Below are 18592 nucleotides of genomic sequence, written 5' to 3'. Positions count from 1 at the left end.
GCGCATTAAAAGAAAAATAGGGATTCAAGTCCAACAAGTATTTTTACTCGTAACGAGTAATTTTTAAGATTACAAATACCCATTTTATTACACAGCCAACGAGCCCTCAATTAATAAGGCTTAGCTGCTAATTAACTTTATGATTTAGCAGTATATAGTGGACTATGCAGATGAGTTTCACTTCCAGAACTATATAAGTTTTTGTTCAATTGATTACTACTTTGGTTATTGAGTCTGCTTTTGAAGATGTAGATCCAAGTTTGCGCCATGCTTCGTACTTTTCATTTTTGAGCCATGTAATACCTATGTACTCTTCCCAATTAACAAAATCGAGAGTTTTATAGCGCTCATCTGCGCAGCCACCAGCGCCAAATGCAACTCTGCAAAGCGTTAATGTAAGATACGTGCCATCGTATTTAAGGCGTTTATTGCTTTGGTTTTCTGGGCAACTAGACAATAACCGAGTTGGTATATTTAAAACAATGCTTGCTGTTTTTATACTGCCTTCACTAGCAACTCGAGTGATGGACGAGCAACCTTGTAAATAAAATTTATTGTTATTAATAACAACATCAGGCGTTAATGGCTCCCACCAAGGCGTAGGTAGCGAGGTAGTAACATTGGTTTTTAAAGGATTTTTGCTACAAGCAGCTATCAAAACAAGGCATCCAAAGAGTAAAAGCAGTGATTTGTAAATATTCATAATTGGCTTCCTATCTCTGCAGTTTAATTTATTTGAGTATAGGATATTCTAACAAAAGGAGATTGGACGAGATTAAACACTTTTAGGTGCAAAAATAATAATGGCCATACCAAGTAAAGCAACAGCTCCACCAATAACATCCCACATAGTGAGCTTTACGCCATCAACAACCCATAACCACAATAGCGCAACGCAAATATATACGCCGCCATAAGCTGCATATACACGACCAGCTGCATCAGGGTGAAGAGATAATAGCCAAGCAAATAAAGCTAAACTTAAAGCCGCAGGAATTAAAAGTAATATACTTTTATCCTCTTTAAGCCAAAGATAAGGAAGGTAACAACCAATAATTTCGGCAAGAGCGGTTATGACAAATAGCGCGATAGTTTTTACTTCAAACATAACGTTCTCACGTAATTTAATTAGCTAAGTAACATACAAATGTTGTTACTTAGCTATTTTACTTATTCAGCTAACGCCATTGCGGCAAGCTTCATTGTACTTTCAAACGACTTAGTACCCGCTATAAATAAACCATTGTGACAGAATACGGCATCTTCAATACCTGTTTCATCTACAAACGCTTCATCAGATAGACCTGACCATGCTTTAGGAAGCGATTTTCTATCCTCAAACGATCCTGGCTCAACTGGCACTGTTTGTAATATCCACTGCCCTGAATGCGATGGATAAACCATGTATAACGCATCGCTTGATAAAATATGCACTGTTTTTTTCCATGGGGTGTATTTTTCAAGCACAATTACTCGGGCATCTTCTGCATTTTCAATTGCTTTAGCAACAATCGCTTTTGCATTAACACTACCGTGAGCTGAAGCGATAAAACGCGTTAACATACGCGCTGCAAATTCAACAGCTTCATCAAAACAGGCATCAAAGTTACTTTCTTCTTCCCATGTAGGGTTAAACATTGAAATTGTTTGGCTCAGTGTTATGCCCTCAACCACGCCTTTTACGTAACCGCAGTCAATGGCATCTATAGTCGATACCAGGCCAGAGTCAACTCTATCTGCTACTGCTTGATTATCATTACAAAGCGTTAAACCGTACTTTTTCCAAATTAAACCAAATGACGAAAAAGGAGTGCCATTTTCACGCTCACCCGCACCACCGCGTTGATGGTGATCAAACCGACCTGTATCTGGGTTATATTCGCCGCCTACATCAACAACAATATCAGCACTTTCTATAAGCGCTTTATCGCGAGTACGAACAAGCTTAAACGCTGGCAAAGTATGTTTAAGTACCGCAATACTAAAAACGTCGTCTGCATGAAAATTACCATTGTGGGTTACTACTGTTATTTCGCTCATTGGTTCATTGCTACTTTTAAAAAAGATAAAAATTCTCGCTTTGCGTATTTAGTATTAATTAATGTGGCGGATTTTATACGAAGATAGGTGTTAAAAACAGTGAAGTATTTTTACTAAGCCATAAAAGGTATGTTTACAGCGATTATGTCATTTATTGCTAAGCAATAATAAAGGAAGAAAGCTTACGACATATGAATCTTATATGCCGTAGGTTAATAGGCTTTTATTGATTAAGCCCTAATTCCATAAATACACTTTGTGGATTATCGACATATGAGCCAAAGCTGCCACAACGTTTAAAGCCTAAATTTTCATATAAACTGATCGATTTTATTTGCTTTGGCCCTGTTTCTAAACGTATTAACGGGATTTGCTTTTCACCAGCTTGATGCAATAAAATTTGCATAATACGTCTCGATAGCCCTTTACCACGATGGCTTGGTTTAACGTATAAACGTCTTATTTCGCCATAAGGTTGAGTATCAAATTTCTCTACAATCGCCCCGCAGGCTATAATTCCCTCTTCGGTTTTTAAACCAATCGCATACACATTAGGTAAGGTTAATTCGTCTAACTCCAGAGACTGCGCGGTAGCAACAGGATATAAAGAGTTTATAAGTCGGTCTATATCATCAAATACATTGACTACATCGGGGTCATTAGGGTTCAAATCGACTAACTGCATAAAGCTTCCATTCATTGTTATAAGTTGATTAAGCTTTAAATAATATATTTAAGCGGGCGTAGCTTAGCACTGTTTAACAAAAAAATCTTTAGGGGAGACTGCATTGTGAAATTTCATCAATAAGAGCAATAAATAATCCAGTACAAAAATGAGCAGTTAGATTATTGCTCTTAAATTGCGTTGAGCTTTAAGTAATTAGATCGTGAGGCTTATTTTTAGCGTTATGCCATTTTAAATAGCGCTCGTTATCCATTGGTTTTGCGATTAAGTAACCTTGCATCGAATCAATATTCATTTTTTTAAGTAAATTGTACTGCTCAGCGGTTTCTACACCTTCTGCCACTACCGCTAAGTTTAAGCTTTTTCCTAAGCTGATAATTGTTTGCGCGATATTAAAACCAATGTCATTGTCTAAAATTTTATCAATGAAGCTCTTATCTATTTTTAGTTCTTTAACAGGAAACGCACTTAAATAAGCTAAGCAAGAATACCCAGTTCCAAAATCATCAATCGAAAACAAAAAGCCTGCAGCAATAAGCTCTTTCATTTGTTTAATTGTATATTCTATATCGTTTGAAATCATCGACTCGGTTATTTCCAACTTAATTTGTGAAGCTCGAATATCAAATTTATTGATAGTGCTAAACAGCTCTCCTTTTAAATTTGATGAATTAAACTGGCTTTGACTAATATTAATTGAAACACTAAACGAGTCGTCTATTATGTTATCTGCTTTAAGTTCGTTTATTAAAATACATATATCATGTAAAACAATATTTTGTAGTTTTTGAATAAGCCCGTATTGCTCTGCAATTGGTATAAATTCGTTTGCCGCTATTAACCCTTTTTGAGGATGGTTCCACCTAATGAGTGCTTCAGCACCAATAACATCACCATACGTATTTACCTGAGGCTGAAAATAAGCACAAAACTCATCAGATGCAATCGCTCTGACTATATCGGTTTCTAGTTCAGTTTGTTTTTCAAGCAGTGTTTGTAAGGCTGGATCGTAAAAGCTACTGCTATTCCCCCCTTTATTTTTAGAATGATACATAGCCGTGTCTGCAAATTTTAATATATTGCCTGCCTGCGCATTTACGCTATCAATTAGACAAATACCTATGCTGCAGCTTACTTGAAATGCAAGGTTGCCCACTTCAAATTTATCATGAAAAGCTCTTTGAATCTCTTTGGCTACTATTTTGCACTCGATGCTCGCCTGCTGTGTATTTTCTCCAACGTGTTTTAGTAAAATAATAAACTCATCGCCACCCGCTCTGGCCAACGTATCAGAGCCTTTTATTATTGCGCTTAACCTTTTTGATAATTCCACAAGTACTTCATCACCCGCACTGTGCCCAAGTGAATCATTAATACGCTTGAAGTTATCTAGGTCTAAAAACAATAACGCCCCTATATTTTTATTGCGCTTGATACTCTCTACACACGCGCTTAATCTGTCACTAAGCATTCTTCTATTTGGAAGTTTAGTTAATGGATCGTAAAAGGCGAGTTTGTGGACTTCTTGCTCAGCTTTTTTCTTTATTGAAATATCTCTGGCCATCCATATTACATGTCTTTTTGTAGGGCTATTGGGATTGTAATGATCTAAAACCGCAGCCCGTCCCTCAAAAACTATATTTCCTTTTGGTACATCTAATTCGTACTCAAAAATTTGCATCTCGTTAGTCGAAAGTGTTTTTTCAATAACGTCAATTATCATCTGCGCATCTTTTTGAGGAAGCAGGTCTTTAACATTTTGACCAATAAGATCCGTCGACGAATCAAGCAGCAACTCATTAGAGGTACCATAAACATCGGTATATGTGCCATCTTCACTTAAAATGAGGATGAGATCGGGCATTACTTTGGTGAAGGCTTTAAATTTTTCATTACTGTGCTGTAAATTAACGACAAGCTGTTTTGCCTTCGCAAATTCGTTACTTTTCTCAAGAGCGATACTTGAAAAGTGTACAAAAAAATCTATTAATTCTAAATCTTGCTCTGATGGGGTTTTAGGTGTGCTGTGATAAATAGCAAAGGTGCCTAACAAATCAGCTTGAGTCGAAAAAATAGGTGTTGACCAACATGACCTAAGATCAAACTTTAGCGCTAAATCTTTAAAGTCCTCCCACAGCGGTGAAGTTTCAATATTTTCTACAATTGTGCGCGACTTCGAGAATGCGGCAGTACCACATGAGCCGACTTTTGGCCCTATGTAAATACCATTAAGCAAATCACAGTACTCTGGATGAATATTAGGGGCTGCGCAATGAAAGAGCTGCTGGCCTTTAATTGATAAAATGGAACACCTTGCAGACTCATCATCAATAATCTGCTCTATTGATAAACAAATTTCAGTAAGCACCTCATTTAAGGGTACCCCTAATGCAATTTTAGATAAAATGCCTTGCTGGTGAGATAATAACTTTTTTAACCGATCCGTACCCATTTCCACTCGCTCGCATTATTTATACATATTGATACAACAAAAAGTCTCATGCAGATGCTTTTTTCTATGTAGTAAAGTTCAGTATAGTCATGATTAGTAAGTTTATTCTTTTATTAATAAAAAACTAACCTGATCTACATTGATTAATCATAATTGCATATTACTAAACACCTATAGGTACTATATAACCAAAACCGCAACATTAAAGCTAACACTTTGTTACTTAAAAATACTGTTCAAAATTATTAAGCTATTTATACTGTAGCTAGTGATAAATATTTTTTGAGGTTACAGTGCAGATCACACAAGGTATGGAATATTTTTTTTCGGGGTTTAAATTAATTAGCCAAAAAGGGTTAAAGCGTTTTGTACTTATCCCACTTTTAATTAATGTTTTACTATTTGGTAGCTCGTTGTTTTTCTTATTTGGATGGCTAAGTGATAGCTTTAGCTACATAAATAATATGCTCCCAGAGTGGTTAAGCTGGCTTGAATGGCTAATGTGGCCAATTGCAGTATTAGTCGTATTATTTAGCTACAGCATGCTATTTACTGTAATCACTAATTTTATTGCGGCCCCCTTTAATGCTTTATTAAGTGAAAAAGTTGAGCTCTATTTAACGGGTCAAAAAATTAATGATGACGGTTTTTCCGAATTAGTTAAAGATGTACCTCGAATGCTTGCCCGTGAGTGGACAAAGCTGTGCTATTACCTTCCTCGCGCTATTGGCTTTTTTATACTTCTTTGGATTTTACCTGTCATAGGTCAAATACTATGGGTTTTATTTACCTGCTGGATGTACGCGGTGCAGTATGAAGACTATGCATTTGATAACCATAAAATTGGCTTTAAGCAGATGAAAGACGATTTAAAATCTAAGCAAGGTTTATCATATGGGTTTGGTTTTGCCGTTATGTTATTAACCGCTATACCCTTTGTAAACTTAATAGTTATGCCTGTAGCTGTGTGTGGTGCAACACGTTTGTGGGTCGATAATTATCGACCAAAATACCGTAGTTAATTAATAGGTTGCTGATTTTTCAATATTCAAAGGTCACCGCACCCGAGATAAAAAAGCACCTAAGGTGCTTTTTTTAATCTATTTTTAAAGCAATAAACTCAAGCGATGCACGCCTTGGTAATGCAACGCTTTGTTTATCTACTTCTTCGAAGTTTTTAATCAAAATACTAAAGCGCTGATTGTTAAAATTAACGGCTGTAACTTCACCTATTTTTATACTGTAGTTTTGCTGCTGGTTAAACAGCGTTAATGTTCGCCCGTTTATACGCTCTACGAATAAGTAAGGTGTTTGATCTGGCATCTTTAAACGGATAACATTGATTTTACTTAACTCATGTACCGCCACCCAATTTTGACTCTGCATTAACGTATTATAACTACTAATGCCTTCAGGCTGATAAACAACATCTTGGCTTATAACGCATGTCTTACAGCCCTTTACTGATTCAACTCGCCAGTCAATAGCTGTATTTTTGTAATATAAATTGTCATTTTTTAGTAACCATTCACGTGCATTGTTAGTATCGCTACACGCTATTAGTAAGCTTAAAAAACTACTACAAACAATAAACTTAATACTTAACCCTAGTTTCATATTAATGCTCTTTAATTGCTTTTAACTCAGCAATAATTGCACTACTTGGTTGCGCTTCTTTTATATAACTTGGCAGCGTTTCAATATAAGTAGGCGAGCTTTGTAAATTACTTTGTAAATTACTTTGTAAATTACTTTGTAAATTACTTTGTAAATTACTTTGTAAATTACTTTGTAAATTACTTTGTAAATTACTTTGTAAATTACTTTGTAAATTATACACCTTACTATTATTGGTATTTGGTACGCCAAATCGATTACCTGCACTTTGCATATAAAACTGCAAATTAAGCATGTTCCACTCATCTACATCACTAAGTATTGATATTGTATTATCTTGGTTAGTATCAAAGCCAGTTAAGCTTTCTGTGTTAATTGCATTACAGTTAAAATCAACAGGTAGTGATCCATTTCGATTTAACCCCTGTGCTTCAAGTATTGTGCTCTCATTTAAATCTGCTGAACTACCACTTGAATAATCAATAATAAAATCATCTGTAGAGCCTAAATGACTATTAGTATTTGGTGTAATATCACAACTAACATTGCCTGGATAAAAGCGCTCATAATAACGATCGCCTTCGTTATTACCTATTGTTGATAAACCCGCTAATTGATATAAATAATTCATAGAGCTTAAATGATTAGGCTTAAAGTTAACCTCTTCATCGCCACCATGGTATAAGCCTAAGTTATGACCTAGCTCATGAAAGATAGTTGATGCTTGATAATTATAAGTTACATTGGTTGCTGTTTGCGTATCCAAAGTTAAGCCCCACCCCCCATAGTTACCATTAAATCATTACCGCTGATCTCAGCAATACCCGATCCACTAATACTGCCATCTTCATTTCCACTACTTGCCATTAATAAGTAATGAAAAATGGGTCTGCGGGTTATATCGGTATATTCCATTTTATAAGTAAATAAATTAGGGCTACTTAAATCATACTCAAACGGAGTATAGCTATTAAAAGGGACAACATTTCCGCCACCTAAATCAAAGTTTTCCGGCGCAATATCGCTATTTTGATCAAATAAATCACCTACATCAAAATGAACGGTGTAGCCTTTATTTGCAAATACACTAACAATTTTTTCGAGTGCAGTTCGATGAGGCGTTATTCCAACATCACTACTATCCATATAATCTATTTCAATAAATATATCTTTTTGTGAAGTACGCGCTCCCCATTCATATAAAGGCAGCCCACCAAATGTTGCCCCCTCTACCTCTGCGCAATCTGGAATACCGTCTTCATCATCATCTATTGAGCAAGATATATCGTTAGGCCCTGCCGGAGTATTGAATACTGAGTAGTTCCAGTCTGTATTTTGGTTAGTATCGGTTGCGCCGAGCGTACGCTTTAAGCTGGCGCCCTGCTCTGGCAGTATTTTTGCAGCATTTTCGCCTTGCCACTGCGAGGCTGTTACAGGCTCTTGGGTTGAACTTCCAAACTTAACAAAGTCGATAGTTTGTGTACCCGCACTATTAAGTAATTCTGCAAAACCATTTATGTACCAATAAGGCCTAATTTGGTCATTCGCGCTACCAACAAGCACAAGCTTAGTGTTATTTAATGACGCACTTGCTAAAAAATCATCGCCAAAGCGGCTTTGTAAAATAATATAGGCGCCATTTAAAAGCTCTTTATTAGGCAACGCAAATACTTGCTCATCACTCAACGTACTATCAGACATATTAATACTGCGAGCTTTAAGAGAGTAGTCTTGTAAATTTACTGTCGCACCGGTGCCGTTATAAAGTTCAATCCAAGGTAAGTCATTACTAAATTGCACAGATGAAAGCTCTGTTATTTTTATATCTTGGCTAGAAGTTGTAAACGAGGTGGCAGTTTGCGCCAAAATAGTTGTGCTATCAAAATTAGCTAAATCAGCTGTAACACGAACAATATATTGAGTGTCTTCATCAAAGCTTGCGCTTAAATTTACAGTATGAAAATAAGTACTTGTGTCGCTGGTAGTACCCGACAAACTTTCAATAGTTAAGGCCAAGCAAGTAGTAAAATTATCTGCTGACACTTGTACGCTTCCAGTACAAGTACCACTACTAGAGTTAACGGCTAAAGTACTCACGAGCATAATATCTGAAAATGTAATGCTAACAGGGCTATCTACAAATACTGGTTCATTACTATTTTGGGGCGTTACATTACTAATTGTAGCGGGCGTTGAATCAACAACGGTAACACTCACTACAAATTCGGTTGTGTCTTTTGTATCAGTCGCCGTTAACGTATAGCTTTGTGGAGTGATACTGTTTGCAGGAGGTGTGTAACTAAAACGTAAGACTTGGTCATCAATAACACTGATTTGCGCTCCATTTAAATCATCACCAAAGTCAATCTGTACACTATCGTTATCTGCGTCGCTAACCACTAAGCTAAATTCTGTGGCTTGGTTATATTGCACATTTATATTTACATCATCGGCAGTCGGTGGGTTATTTGGGGCTAATATTACAACTATTTTCTGGGCGTTATTTGTAGCGTTATCGTCATCGGTAACAGTTACTACAAACGTTACATTGGTATTTTGCGCAACAGTGGGCGCATTAAAGCTAATACTTGTTTCTGTTTGGGTAAGTTCAACTACAGGGCCACTTGTTTGCTGCCAGGTTATGCTATTAATACTACCATCGCTGTCTTGTGCATCTGCAACTAGGGTTACACTGTCATCTTTTTCAGCTTCATCTGGGCCTGTAACAATGACTGTTGGTGCGCTATTTACTTGATTAATTAAAACTGTTTTACTCGCTTGAGCGCTTTTACCGGCATTATCTGTTACGGTTACGCTAAAGCCTAGCGTTGTATTTTCAGATACATTGGGGGCAGTAAAACTAAGTACACCATCTGATTGGCTAAAATCAACATTATCTCCCGCTGACTGAATCCAACTAATAGTGCTTATGGTTCCATCTGTATCTTGAGCGTTAGCAACTAAGCTTACTTGTGTGTTAGCAAGTGCACTACTTGGGCCTGTAATATTAACTGTAGGTGCATTATTTTGAGAAGTGATAGTGCCTGAAAATACTTGTTGTGCAGTAGCACCTGAATTATCAGTAACAGTAACTGAAAAACTAAAGGTCGTGTCAGTGGTTACACTCGGTGCAGTAGCTGTAAGCGTATTGCCTTTAACAATAAATGTAAATTCAGGACCACTAAGTTGTTGCCATTGATAATTGGCTATTTGCCCGTCACTATCACTTGCAAGCGCAGTAATAGTAAACGATTGGTTAGAGACAATAACGTTACTACTAACAGAGAGCGTAACACTGGGCGCAGCGTTACCAGAGGCCTAGTTGAATCACTACCTTCTCCGCCGCCACAACCTGTGATTAAAAGTGATAAAAAAAGTAAACTTAGCCATTTATTAATATTGTTTTTTACCACTTTTAGCCTCTACATATTAACTATACAAATTTTGTGGCACCTTAGTAACGTTTAAATGAACGGTTATTTCCTCACGATCATGATAGAGATGTTTAGCTTGTAACTCGTAATTAATGCTATGTTTCTCAAGCTCTTTTCTTATCATCGAAAGACATTCATAAACACTATCAAAGCGTTTTTTCATAGGTAGTTTTAAGTTAAATATAAACTCTTTTGCGTATGCATTTACTGCCCAGTCAATCATTAGCGTAGTCACTTTGGTTGGTTTTTCCACCATATCGCACACTAACCAAGTAATATTTCTTTTTTCTGGGCGATATTTAAAACCATCTGCTCTAAAATGTTTAACTTGCCCAGTTTGCATTAAATCGTCATTCATTGGGCCGTTATCAATCGCACTTACAAACATACCTCGGCGTACAAGCTGATAAGTCCAACCACCCGGGCATGCACCTAAATCAACACTGCGCATACCTGCTGCCACGCGTGATTCACGTTGTTGCTCAGGAATAAATACATTAAACGCTTCGTCGAGTTTTAACGTTGAACGACTCGGTGCATCGCTTGGCATACGAAGGCGTAAAATACCCATGAAAAATGGAGAATTATTAAAGCTATACGAGTAACCAACATAAGCCGTATTGTTTGTTAAAAACATGACATGCATTACTGGGCGGTTTGCTTTTGGCTCACGCAGTACTGTATTTTGTTTTTCGAGGGCTTTTTTAAGCGGCGTTGATATTTTTTTACAGAACGTTAAAAGCTCTTTGCCTTCGTTTGTGTCTGGCGTTTCAACGCGCAGTTCTGAGCATAATGTAAAATCTTTAGCAGCTTCAACTACTGCGCTCACACGGTCCTCTACTGGCATGTTTTCAAGTAATGTGCCGGCAAACCATTGACGTGCAAACACCATGTTTTTAAAATCAACTTTTTTGATTATTTCATCGCTGTGATGCGCTTCAAAACATTCGTAAACAACATAACCTGTATTTGGTTTTGCTTTTACATACCCTGCAAAACCTTGCTCTGCAGCATGAAACGTTATTTCAGCAGCGGCATCGTTTTCAAAACCACTACGACAAAAAATCACAACACTAGACATATTAACCCTTAAACTCTTTAAAACTTAAATCGTGCAACTTGCACTAAAATAACAATCCAACCAATAATAAAGCACAACCCACCAAGCGGTGTTATAGGCCCAAGCCACTTCATTCCTGTTAGAGCGAGTAAATATAAACTACCACTAAAAAGTAGTGTGCCCATTATAAAAAAGCCACCAGCCCAACTCAGGTTTATGCCCCATTTAATTAAAATAGCCACCGCAATAAGTGCAAGTCCATGTACCATTTGATACTCAGCAGCCGTTTTAAAAACGCCTAATGAATACTCCGATAAGCGGCTTTTTAAACCATGGGCAGCAAATGCACCTAACATCACCGAAAGCATACAAAAAATACTACCGGTCATTAAAAATAATTTAATCATCTAACCCCCTGCTCGAGTCTTAACGTATCTCAATTTGTTGCTTAATAAATTCAACGGCACTTAACGCTGCTGTTTCTCTATTTTGCAGTTCAGTTACGCCACTTTTTTTACGTGGTTTTAATGAGTGATCGCCATCACTCAGCCAAGTAAACAAAGGCTGCTTTGGCATTTTCATAGTAAGAAGTTCTTCACGTGTACCAAATGTATCTCGCTCGCCCTGTAATACCAAAAAAGGGCAAACAATATCAGCAAAATGATCGGTGCGTAATTTTTCTGGCTTACCAGGCGGATGAAATGGATAACCAAATGCTATAACACCTGAAAGGCTTTGCTCTGTACTACATGCAAGCATTGATGCCATGCGACCGCCCATCGATTTACCCCCTATAAACAACGGTAAATCTGGCTGCGCATTCGTTAGCACTCGTTCATAATAAATAAGTAACTTTGGTGCCCGCTCAGGAGGCCTGCGTTTATTAGTTTGTTTAGCGATTTGCATATATTCAAAATCAAATAAACCAACATCAACACCCTGCTCGCTTATTAATTTTGCCATGTGCTGCATAAAGTCAGAATCGCTACCAGCACCTGCGCCATGTGCAAATATAAACTGTGCTATTGTAGGTTGCTCCGTGCTTTTAAACCATTCAATCATTATTAATACTCATGTTCTTGCTCATGCTCTACTAGGCTCAGCATCCACTCTTTAAACGAAACTATTTTACCAAGCTCTGTTTGCGACTCACGAAGCACTAAGTAATACGCATTTTTACTCTCTAGGCTATGATTAAACGGAATTACCAAACGCCCTGCGTCTATGTCGGGTTTAGCTAATACACTATTGCCAATTGCCACACCTTGTCCATGTACCGCTGCTTGTAACACCATAGAAGAGTGGCTAAATATAGGCCCTTGATTTACCTGGATGTTACGCACGCCTGCGGTTTTCATCCACGTTTTCCAGTTTTTACGTGTAGTGTCGTGTAATAGTGTGTGATGCGCTAAATCACTAGGTTGATCAAGCGGCTTTACCCCGCTTAATAACATAGGACTACAAAGTGGTACTAAATATTCGGTATGAAGCTTGTACGCTTGTACGCCATTCCAATGACCCCTTCCATAATAAATAGCAATATCTACGTCATCAGTGAGTGAGTTTTCATCTTGGTCTTGTGCTTTTATTCGCACATCTATTTCTGGATGTAACTCATTAAACAAACTCAAACGAGGCACTAACCACTGAATAGCAAAACTAGGGGTTAGGCTTACCGTTAGTGAGCCCTTAGCGCCACGAGCTAATAGCTTTTCAGTTGCATCAATAAGCTGAGTAAAAATCTCTTTAATATCTAAAAAATAGCCTTGGCCTTCTTCAGTTAATAATAAAGAGCGGTTTTTACGTAAAAACAACTTCAGCCCTAAATGCTCTTCAAGTGTTTTTATTTGATGACTTACTGCCGCCTGCGTTACATAAAGCTCTTCAGCAGCTTTTGTAAAACTTAAATGGCGTGCAGCCGCTTCAAAGGCTTTTAATGCGTTTAATGGAGGTACCCGTCTTGACATAATAACCAAGCTTAGAATTAGTTTTTCTTATGCGTGAGATTATATACATCATATAAGTTTGTGTATATTAAAGGCATAAAAAAAGCGACCTGAGTCGCTTTTTAATAAACATCATGCTTAATTATAAATCGCTTGCACTTGTATCAAGTGGGGCAAAACTTTTAATTAAATCATCAACCGCTTTCATTTGCGTTAAGTAGCCTTCTAACTTACTAAGTGCTAGCGCACATGGGCCATCACATTTAGCTTCGTTAGGATTTGGATGCGCTTCGATAAATAAACCAGCAATACCCAATGCCATACCGCTGCGCGCAAGCTCTGCAGCTTGTGCACGACGACCATCAGCAGAGTCAGTTCGTCCACCAGGGCGTTGTAGCGCATGTGTTGCATCAAAAATAACAGGTGCCATTGCCTTCATGTCATCCATACCCAGCATATCAACCACAAGGTTGTTGTAACCAAAGCTAGAACCACGCTCACAAAGAGCTACGTTGTTATTACCAGCTTCATTAAATTTAGTAATGATATGACGCATTTCATGTGGCGCTAAAAACTGTGGTTTTTTCACATTGATAATTGCACCTGTTTTAGCCATCGCCACAACTAAATCTGTTTGACGCGCTAAAAAAGCAGGTAACTGAATTACATCAACAACTTCTGCAACAGGTGCAGCTTGATGCGGTTCATGTACGTCAGTAATTAGTGGAATTTTAAACGTGTTTTTAATTTCTTCGAATATTTTTAAACCTTCTTCCATACCTGGACCGCGGTACGAATTGATTGAAGAGCGATTAGCTTTATCAAATGAGGCCTTAAATACATAAGGAATATTTAGTTTCGTCGTAACTTCTACGTAATGCTCTGCAACACGCATTGCTAAATCGCGAGATTCTAATACGTTAATACCACCAAACAATACAAACGGTTTGTTGTTTGCAAGTTCAATTTCATTAATTTTAATAATTTGGTCTTTCATTTAAATTCCTTAAGGTGCAACTGCTTGCATCATTAATCCACAAATATAAGCCATATAAGTACCCACACCGTAGCCTAGTACAGCTAACAAGACACCAACAGGCGCTAATGACGGATGAAACGCTGATGCTACAACAGGTGCTGACGCTGCGCCGCCCACATTAGCCTGAGAACCCACTGCCATATAAAATAACGGTGCTTTAATCAGTTTAGCCACAATTAACATGATGCTTGCATGCACTAACATCCAAATTGCACCCACTAAAAATAGCCCAGGGTTATTGAAAATAGCGGTTACATTCATGTGTAAACCAATCGATGCAACCAAAATATATAAAAAGCTAGAAGCTACTTTTGAAGCGCCAAACGCTTCTATTTGCCTCACTTTAGTAAACGATAAGCCTATACCAATCGTTGTTGATATAACAATTAGCCAAAAGAATTTACTGTTTAAGCTGTATTCTTTTGCCCATTCATAAGTAGTGCCAAAGTACGGCCCCAAAAAGTCAGCGCAAAAGTGTGCTAAGCCAGTTATACCAAATGCAATTGCAATCAGCGTCATGTAATCATTAAGAGTTGGGATGCGTGCATGTTCTGCGTGATATTCTTCCACACGCTTTTTCAAATCTTCAATTGCGCTTGTATCAGCACCCGTCGCTGCATCAATCTTTTTATGATTTGCTGCCATTAACAATAAAACAGCCATCCAAATATTAGCGACAATTACATCTACTGTAATCATTACTGAGAATATATCACCACCAACTTCAAACATTTCTTTCATTGATGCTTGGTTAGCACCGCCGCCAATCCAGCTACCTGCAACAGTTGTCATACCGCGCCATACGGCATCTGGGCCATGCCCACCAACAATACTTGGGTCAAATGCGCTCACCACTAAAATAGCTAATGGCCCACCAATAACAATGCCTAAAGTACCCACTAAAAACATAATAAGTGCTTTAGGGCCTAAGTTAATAATCGCTTTTAAATCAATACTAATGGTAAGTAGTATCAAACAGGCTGGTAGTAAGTAGCGCGAAGCCACATAATAAACATTAGATTTATTACCATCTACAATACCAAAGGTATTTAATAACGAAGGTAAAAAGTAACACAGTAATAAAGCAGGTACGTATTTATAAAATCGTTTTAAAGCTGGACGCTCACTGTTTGAGGTTTTAAAAATAAACCCCAAAATAATAGCAAGCAAACCAAGCACAACGGCATCATTTGTAATTAATGCGCTTTGAGTTTCAACCATAATTATTCCTATTCTTAATGGTGCGTTTTATTATTATCTTCTAGTTCTTCTATTTGGTGTTGAATAATCTCTATTGCAGGATCGTCCGGACACTCATCTACAAAAAACTGTAAATCATCACGTGCCATTTTAGGGCAACCGAGCTGATTTAATAAGTAACCTCTGTCGCGTCTCTCATACGGGTCGTCGCCTATTAACTCCATTAGCATCTCTACACAGGTTAAAGCATGACCAAATTTATTTTCGCTAATGAAAGACCATTTTTGCTGAGCTAAAAATAACTTATATACTTCGTCATCAAAAATCAGTTCTAGTGGCTCTTGCTCTTGACCATCATCTTCATCTGCGTTTTCAGGGATAATATACCAACTTTGTTGTCCACTGCTTGGCTCTATTATGTAGCCTTCTTCGTCACTAATCGCCACATGTACGCCAATATCACCTTGGGTAAGACTAAGGTTCGCGTCACAGTTAGCTTGTTGTAAAAAATGACAAAGTATAATTGCCAGTGTTGTAGGTGAACCACTGCGCATAGAAAGCGTATAGCTTAATGTATTTAATTTATATTCAGGCACTTTTAAACCTGATGCACTAAATAGCCAATCACTGTAAAACATATCTAATAATTTTTCGAGGCGATCGTGCTCATCACTCACTTTTAAACACAGCGCTGAAATTTGCTGTTCAAAGTCAGTTAAAGTTTCATAACATGGTGTTAAATCTATCTGAGGGTCCCACTTTGACTCTGCTTTAATACAGCGGTAAATCGCTGGAGGTGTAAATTCATCGTAAGCATCATCAAGATAAGATTCATCGTGTTCGTCAAACCCGAGGGTAGTCATTAATACTGCAACATTTTAGAAAACGAAGGCGTAGTTTACCTAACTTTAAAGCTATATACCAATATAGAGGTGTATTTGAATATTTTCTGAGAGGGAGTTGTATTTGAGCTTTACAAAACAACTATAAAGCTCAAATAGTCAGATATTACTTAAAGCAAAAAAGCTGATTTAGACGTCGCTAAATAACCTATCGCTAAAATAACAGCGGTGTTAACTAAAACGTAAGCAACTTTCGCCGTCATTTTAGTTTGTCTGGCGCTTTTAGCCCCAATACAGATGTATATAACCACTAAAATTATTTTTTCTAATAGCCAATATTGTTCAAACGGATTAATTTTAGCCATAAATATAAGCGTAAGTGCAGACACTAATAACAAAGTATCTATACTGTGACTACCAATCATTACCGCTTTATTTTTTGCTAATTTACCACTGCCCATTCGCGAAAAAGCGCGAACATAAAATAATATTACACTTAACATCGCAATTGCCATGTGCGAGTGCTTTACTGCTAAATAATCCATATGCCCCTGTACTTCTGTTTTATAAAAATTTAATCAGGAAAACGGCTAAGAACCGCCTCTAACTCATCAAGCTTTTCGTTAAATACTTCAACCATTTTTGGTTCAAAATGTGTGCCTTTTTCAGCATTAATTTCATCAACCACATTTTGTAATGTCCAAGGCTCTTTATAACACCGTTTATGGCGAAGTGCATCGTATACATCAGCAAGTGCGACTATGCGACCAAATACATTAATTGCGTTTCCGCTTAGACCTTGTGGGTAACCAGACCCATCCCATTTTTCATGATGCTCTTTTGCAATAATTGCACCTGTACTCACAATTTCATGGGGAGAGTCTTTTAAAATAGTATAGCCTTTATCAGTATGGGTTTTCATCACTTCCCATTCTTGAGGTTCTAACTTTGCTGGTTTGTTTAAAATCGCATCAGGAATACCCACTTTACCTACATCATGAAGAGGAGACGCCAACCTTACTAAATCTGCATCATGTTTAGATAAACCATAGCCCTCAGCTAAAATATGACAAATATGTGCTACACGTTTAACATGATTACCTGTCTCGGTTGAGCGCTGCTCTACTGCTTCACTTAACCTATAAACAAGCTCTTGTTGTGTCGCTTCTATTTCAGACTGAAGCTGCACATTTTCAAAGGCAAGTTGCACATTTTGAGAAAATATTTTGATTAAATGACGCTGAGTATCCGTTAAATCCTTTGGGACACCTGATATGAACAGCATTGAATTATGATTGTACTCACTACTGCAGTACGCAAATAAGTAATTATCTTTATAAATGATACTTTTATCATTAAGCGCCTGATGACACGCACTTAACTGCTCAGCTTGTAATACCTCATCAAGCTCTTTACCTTCACTTTTTTCAAAATCGCCAGTGCCAGAGCAAACTATTAGTTTTTTATTTTTTTCATGTTCTGGGTTTTGTGCAACTAAAGTGGTGGCATACATAGCTTGATCAGCAATACCCAATAAAGATGTTAATTGCTGCATAACGCCTTCAATAAAGTGCTCTATTGAATGCGCAGAAAAAATATCACGAGACGCTATAATTATTTTCTCAAGCCCTTCGCGTGACTGCTCAATCGAAATAATATCCCGATACGAGCGTAGGCTCGACATAATAACAGTAAATAATTTTTGAGCCGTTAGCTCCGTTTTCGATTTGTAATCGTTAATATCATAATTAATAATGACTTGACGTTCAGGTGCCTGGCCAGGTTGGCCTGTTCTTAAAATAATCCGTATATGATTATTTTTAGCTTCTTCACGAATAAACTTAGCAACCTGCAAACCAGCGTCGTCGGTTTCCATTACCACGTCAAGTAGCACAATAGCGGCATCTGGATGCTCTTTTATGAGCTCTTTCGCTTCAGCACCTGAGTAGGCACTAATAAACTCTAAGCGTTTATTTTGAAATTCAAAATCACTCAGTGCTAGTTTTGTAACAGCATGAACTTCAGGTTCATCATCAACGATTAATACTTTCCAGGTACCGTGTTCAATCTCATCGATTGTTTCTTCTGGTTCATCTGAAAATAAAAAATCACCCATCATAGTCGAAATTCCTTCATGGCATTATTTAACGCACTAGGGGCTGTTGATCTTTGTAGTACATATATCAATCAGCCCACATTGGTAGCCACATCATAGTAAATGCTAAAGCGAGCATTGAATGATAATTTCGTTCAAGCTTTTCATACCGCGTGGCTATC

Annotated in this window: 18 protein-coding genes and 2 pseudogenes; 1 reads left to right on the top strand and 19 read right to left on the bottom strand. The window is 37.5% G+C overall.

What is annotated here, in order from left to right:
• Positions 1 to 205: 205 nt before the first annotated feature.
• From H4J63_RS11950 to H4J63_RS11930, 5 genes are all read right to left on the bottom strand, one after another.
• The gene (locus H4J63_RS11950) at positions 206 to 703 is read right to left on the bottom strand and encodes a hypothetical protein (RefSeq protein ID WP_182196745.1); all 498 of its coding nucleotides are present in this window, start codon (positions 701 to 703) and stop codon (positions 206 to 208) included.
• A 72-nt stretch (positions 704 to 775) separates the two neighbouring features.
• On the bottom strand, positions 776 to 1108 hold the full coding sequence (locus H4J63_RS11945) for a YnfA family protein (protein WP_182196743.1): 333 nt from the start codon (positions 1106 to 1108) through the stop codon (positions 776 to 778).
• Positions 1109 to 1170: 62 nt separating this feature from the next.
• Positions 1171 to 2040 carry an MYG1 family protein gene (locus H4J63_RS11940; protein WP_182196740.1) on the bottom strand — a complete coding sequence of 290 codons (870 nt, stop codon included), beginning with the start codon at positions 2038 to 2040 and terminating at the stop codon, positions 1171 to 1173.
• Between the two features lie 223 nt (positions 2041 to 2263).
• Positions 2264 to 2725, bottom strand: a complete 462-nt coding sequence (locus tag H4J63_RS11935) for a GNAT family N-acetyltransferase (protein WP_182196738.1) — start codon at positions 2723 to 2725, stop codon at positions 2264 to 2266.
• 187 nt (positions 2726 to 2912) lie between these two features.
• On the bottom strand, positions 2913 to 5177 hold the full coding sequence (locus H4J63_RS11930) for an EAL domain-containing protein (protein ID WP_182196735.1): 2265 nt from the start codon (positions 5175 to 5177) through the stop codon (positions 2913 to 2915).
• A gap of 311 nt (positions 5178 to 5488) precedes the next feature.
• Between H4J63_RS11930 and cysZ the strand changes: the two genes are divergently transcribed.
• The gene (gene cysZ, locus H4J63_RS11925) at positions 5489 to 6199 is read left to right on the top strand and encodes a sulfate transporter CysZ (RefSeq protein ID WP_182196775.1); all 711 of its coding nucleotides are present in this window, start codon (positions 5489 to 5491) and stop codon (positions 6197 to 6199) included.
• A gap of 73 nt (positions 6200 to 6272) precedes the next feature.
• On the opposite strand, the gene H4J63_RS11920 is transcribed toward cysZ, so the two are convergent.
• The 14 genes and pseudogenes from H4J63_RS11920 to H4J63_RS11865 form a co-directional block, all read right to left on the bottom strand.
• Complete coding sequence (locus H4J63_RS11920) at positions 6273 to 6794, bottom strand: hypothetical protein (protein ID WP_182196732.1); 522 nt, start codon at positions 6792 to 6794, stop codon at positions 6273 to 6275.
• 1 nt (position 6795) lies between these two features.
• The gene (locus H4J63_RS20330) at positions 6796 to 7560 is read right to left on the bottom strand and encodes a hypothetical protein (protein ID WP_259365635.1); all 765 of its coding nucleotides are present in this window, start codon (positions 7558 to 7560) and stop codon (positions 6796 to 6798) included.
• A 2-nt stretch (positions 7561 to 7562) separates the two neighbouring features.
• Positions 7563 to 9227: a hypothetical protein gene (locus tag H4J63_RS20325; protein WP_259365634.1), complete on the bottom strand. Its 1665-nt coding sequence runs from the start codon at positions 9225 to 9227 to the stop codon at positions 7563 to 7565.
• A 120-nt stretch (positions 9228 to 9347) separates the two neighbouring features.
• Positions 9348 to 10004, bottom strand: a pseudogene (locus tag H4J63_RS20650) (PKD domain-containing protein); the annotation flags it as partial.
• 219 nt (positions 10005 to 10223) lie between these two features.
• A complete protein-coding gene (gene rlmM / locus H4J63_RS11910) occupies positions 10224 to 11309 on the bottom strand; it encodes a 23S rRNA (cytidine(2498)-2'-O)-methyltransferase RlmM (RefSeq protein WP_182196729.1) in 1086 nt (361 codons plus the stop codon).
• A 17-nt stretch (positions 11310 to 11326) separates the two neighbouring features.
• Complete coding sequence (locus H4J63_RS11905) at positions 11327 to 11695, bottom strand: DUF423 domain-containing protein (protein WP_024595287.1); 369 nt, start codon at positions 11693 to 11695, stop codon at positions 11327 to 11329.
• 19 nt (positions 11696 to 11714) lie between these two features.
• Positions 11715 to 12350: an alpha/beta family hydrolase gene (locus H4J63_RS11900; protein ID WP_182196727.1), complete on the bottom strand. Its 636-nt coding sequence runs from the start codon at positions 12348 to 12350 to the stop codon at positions 11715 to 11717.
• Between the two features lie 2 nt (positions 12351 to 12352).
• The gene (locus H4J63_RS11895; RefSeq protein WP_024595289.1) at positions 12353 to 13255 is read right to left on the bottom strand and encodes a transcriptional regulator GcvA; all 903 of its coding nucleotides are present in this window, start codon (positions 13253 to 13255) and stop codon (positions 12353 to 12355) included.
• A 121-nt stretch (positions 13256 to 13376) separates the two neighbouring features.
• A complete protein-coding gene (gene kdsA, locus H4J63_RS11890) occupies positions 13377 to 14231 on the bottom strand; it encodes a 3-deoxy-8-phosphooctulonate synthase (RefSeq protein WP_165743030.1) in 855 nt (284 codons plus the stop codon).
• A gap of 9 nt (positions 14232 to 14240) precedes the next feature.
• On the bottom strand, positions 14241 to 15494 hold the full coding sequence (locus H4J63_RS11885; RefSeq protein ID WP_024595290.1) for a DUF819 domain-containing protein: 1254 nt from the start codon (positions 15492 to 15494) through the stop codon (positions 14241 to 14243).
• Positions 15495 to 15508: 14 nt separating this feature from the next.
• The gene (locus H4J63_RS11880) at positions 15509 to 16336 is read right to left on the bottom strand and encodes a tetratricopeptide repeat protein (RefSeq protein WP_182196724.1); all 828 of its coding nucleotides are present in this window, start codon (positions 16334 to 16336) and stop codon (positions 15509 to 15511) included.
• A gap of 149 nt (positions 16337 to 16485) precedes the next feature.
• Positions 16486 to 16860: a SirB2 family protein gene (locus H4J63_RS11875; RefSeq protein ID WP_182196719.1), complete on the bottom strand. Its 375-nt coding sequence runs from the start codon at positions 16858 to 16860 to the stop codon at positions 16486 to 16488.
• Positions 16861 to 16889: 29 nt separating this feature from the next.
• Positions 16890 to 18434: a response regulator gene (locus H4J63_RS11870; RefSeq protein ID WP_024595292.1), complete on the bottom strand. Its 1545-nt coding sequence runs from the start codon at positions 18432 to 18434 to the stop codon at positions 16890 to 16892.
• A gap of 64 nt (positions 18435 to 18498) precedes the next feature.
• A pseudogene (locus tag H4J63_RS11865) lies at positions 18499 to 18592 on the bottom strand (IS5/IS1182 family transposase); the annotation flags it as partial.

Source organism: Pseudoalteromonas sp. 5Ae-yellow (assembly GCF_014077565.1).
Taxonomy (GTDB): Bacteria; Pseudomonadota; Gammaproteobacteria; order Enterobacterales; family Alteromonadaceae; genus Pseudoalteromonas.
This window is presented reverse-complemented; position numbering and strand designations above follow the sequence as displayed.

Coding starts and splice junctions, on each gene's coding strand:
- H4J63_RS11950 (WP_182196745.1), bottom strand. CDS start 703: ATGAATATTTACAAATCACTGCTTTTACTCTTTGGATGCCTTGTTTTG.
- H4J63_RS11945 (WP_182196743.1), bottom strand. CDS start 1,108: ATGTTTGAAGTAAAAACTATCGCGCTATTTGTCATAACCGCTCTTGCC.
- H4J63_RS11940 (WP_182196740.1), bottom strand. CDS start 2,040: ATGAGCGAAATAACAGTAGTAACCCACAATGGTAATTTTCATGCAGAC.
- H4J63_RS11935 (WP_182196738.1), bottom strand. CDS start 2,725: ATGCAGTTAGTCGATTTGAACCCTAATGACCCCGATGTAGTCAATGTA.
- H4J63_RS11930 (WP_182196735.1), bottom strand. CDS start 5,177: ATGGGTACGGATCGGTTAAAAAAGTTATTATCTCACCAGCAAGGCATT.
- cysZ (WP_182196775.1), top strand. CDS start 5,489: ATGGAATATTTTTTTTCGGGGTTTAAATTAATTAGCCAAAAAGGGTTA.
- H4J63_RS11920 (WP_182196732.1), bottom strand. CDS start 6,794: ATGAAACTAGGGTTAAGTATTAAGTTTATTGTTTGTAGTAGTTTTTTA.
- rlmM (WP_182196729.1), bottom strand. CDS start 11,309: ATGTCTAGTGTTGTGATTTTTTGTCGTAGTGGTTTTGAAAACGATGCC.
- H4J63_RS11905 (WP_024595287.1), bottom strand. CDS start 11,695: ATGATTAAATTATTTTTAATGACCGGTAGTATTTTTTGTATGCTTTCG.
- H4J63_RS11900 (WP_182196727.1), bottom strand. CDS start 12,350: ATGATTGAATGGTTTAAAAGCACGGAGCAACCTACAATAGCACAGTTT.
- H4J63_RS11895 (WP_024595289.1), bottom strand. CDS start 13,255: ATGTCAAGACGGGTACCTCCATTAAACGCATTAAAAGCCTTTGAAGCG.
- kdsA (WP_165743030.1), bottom strand. CDS start 14,231: ATGAAAGACCAAATTATTAAAATTAATGAAATTGAACTTGCAAACAAC.
- H4J63_RS11885 (WP_024595290.1), bottom strand. CDS start 15,494: ATGGTTGAAACTCAAAGCGCATTAATTACAAATGATGCCGTTGTGCTT.
- H4J63_RS11880 (WP_182196724.1), bottom strand. CDS start 16,336: ATGACTACCCTCGGGTTTGACGAACACGATGAATCTTATCTTGATGAT.
- H4J63_RS11875 (WP_182196719.1), bottom strand. CDS start 16,860: ATGGATTATTTAGCAGTAAAGCACTCGCACATGGCAATTGCGATGTTA.
- H4J63_RS11870 (WP_024595292.1), bottom strand. CDS start 18,434: ATGATGGGTGATTTTTTATTTTCAGATGAACCAGAAGAAACAATCGAT.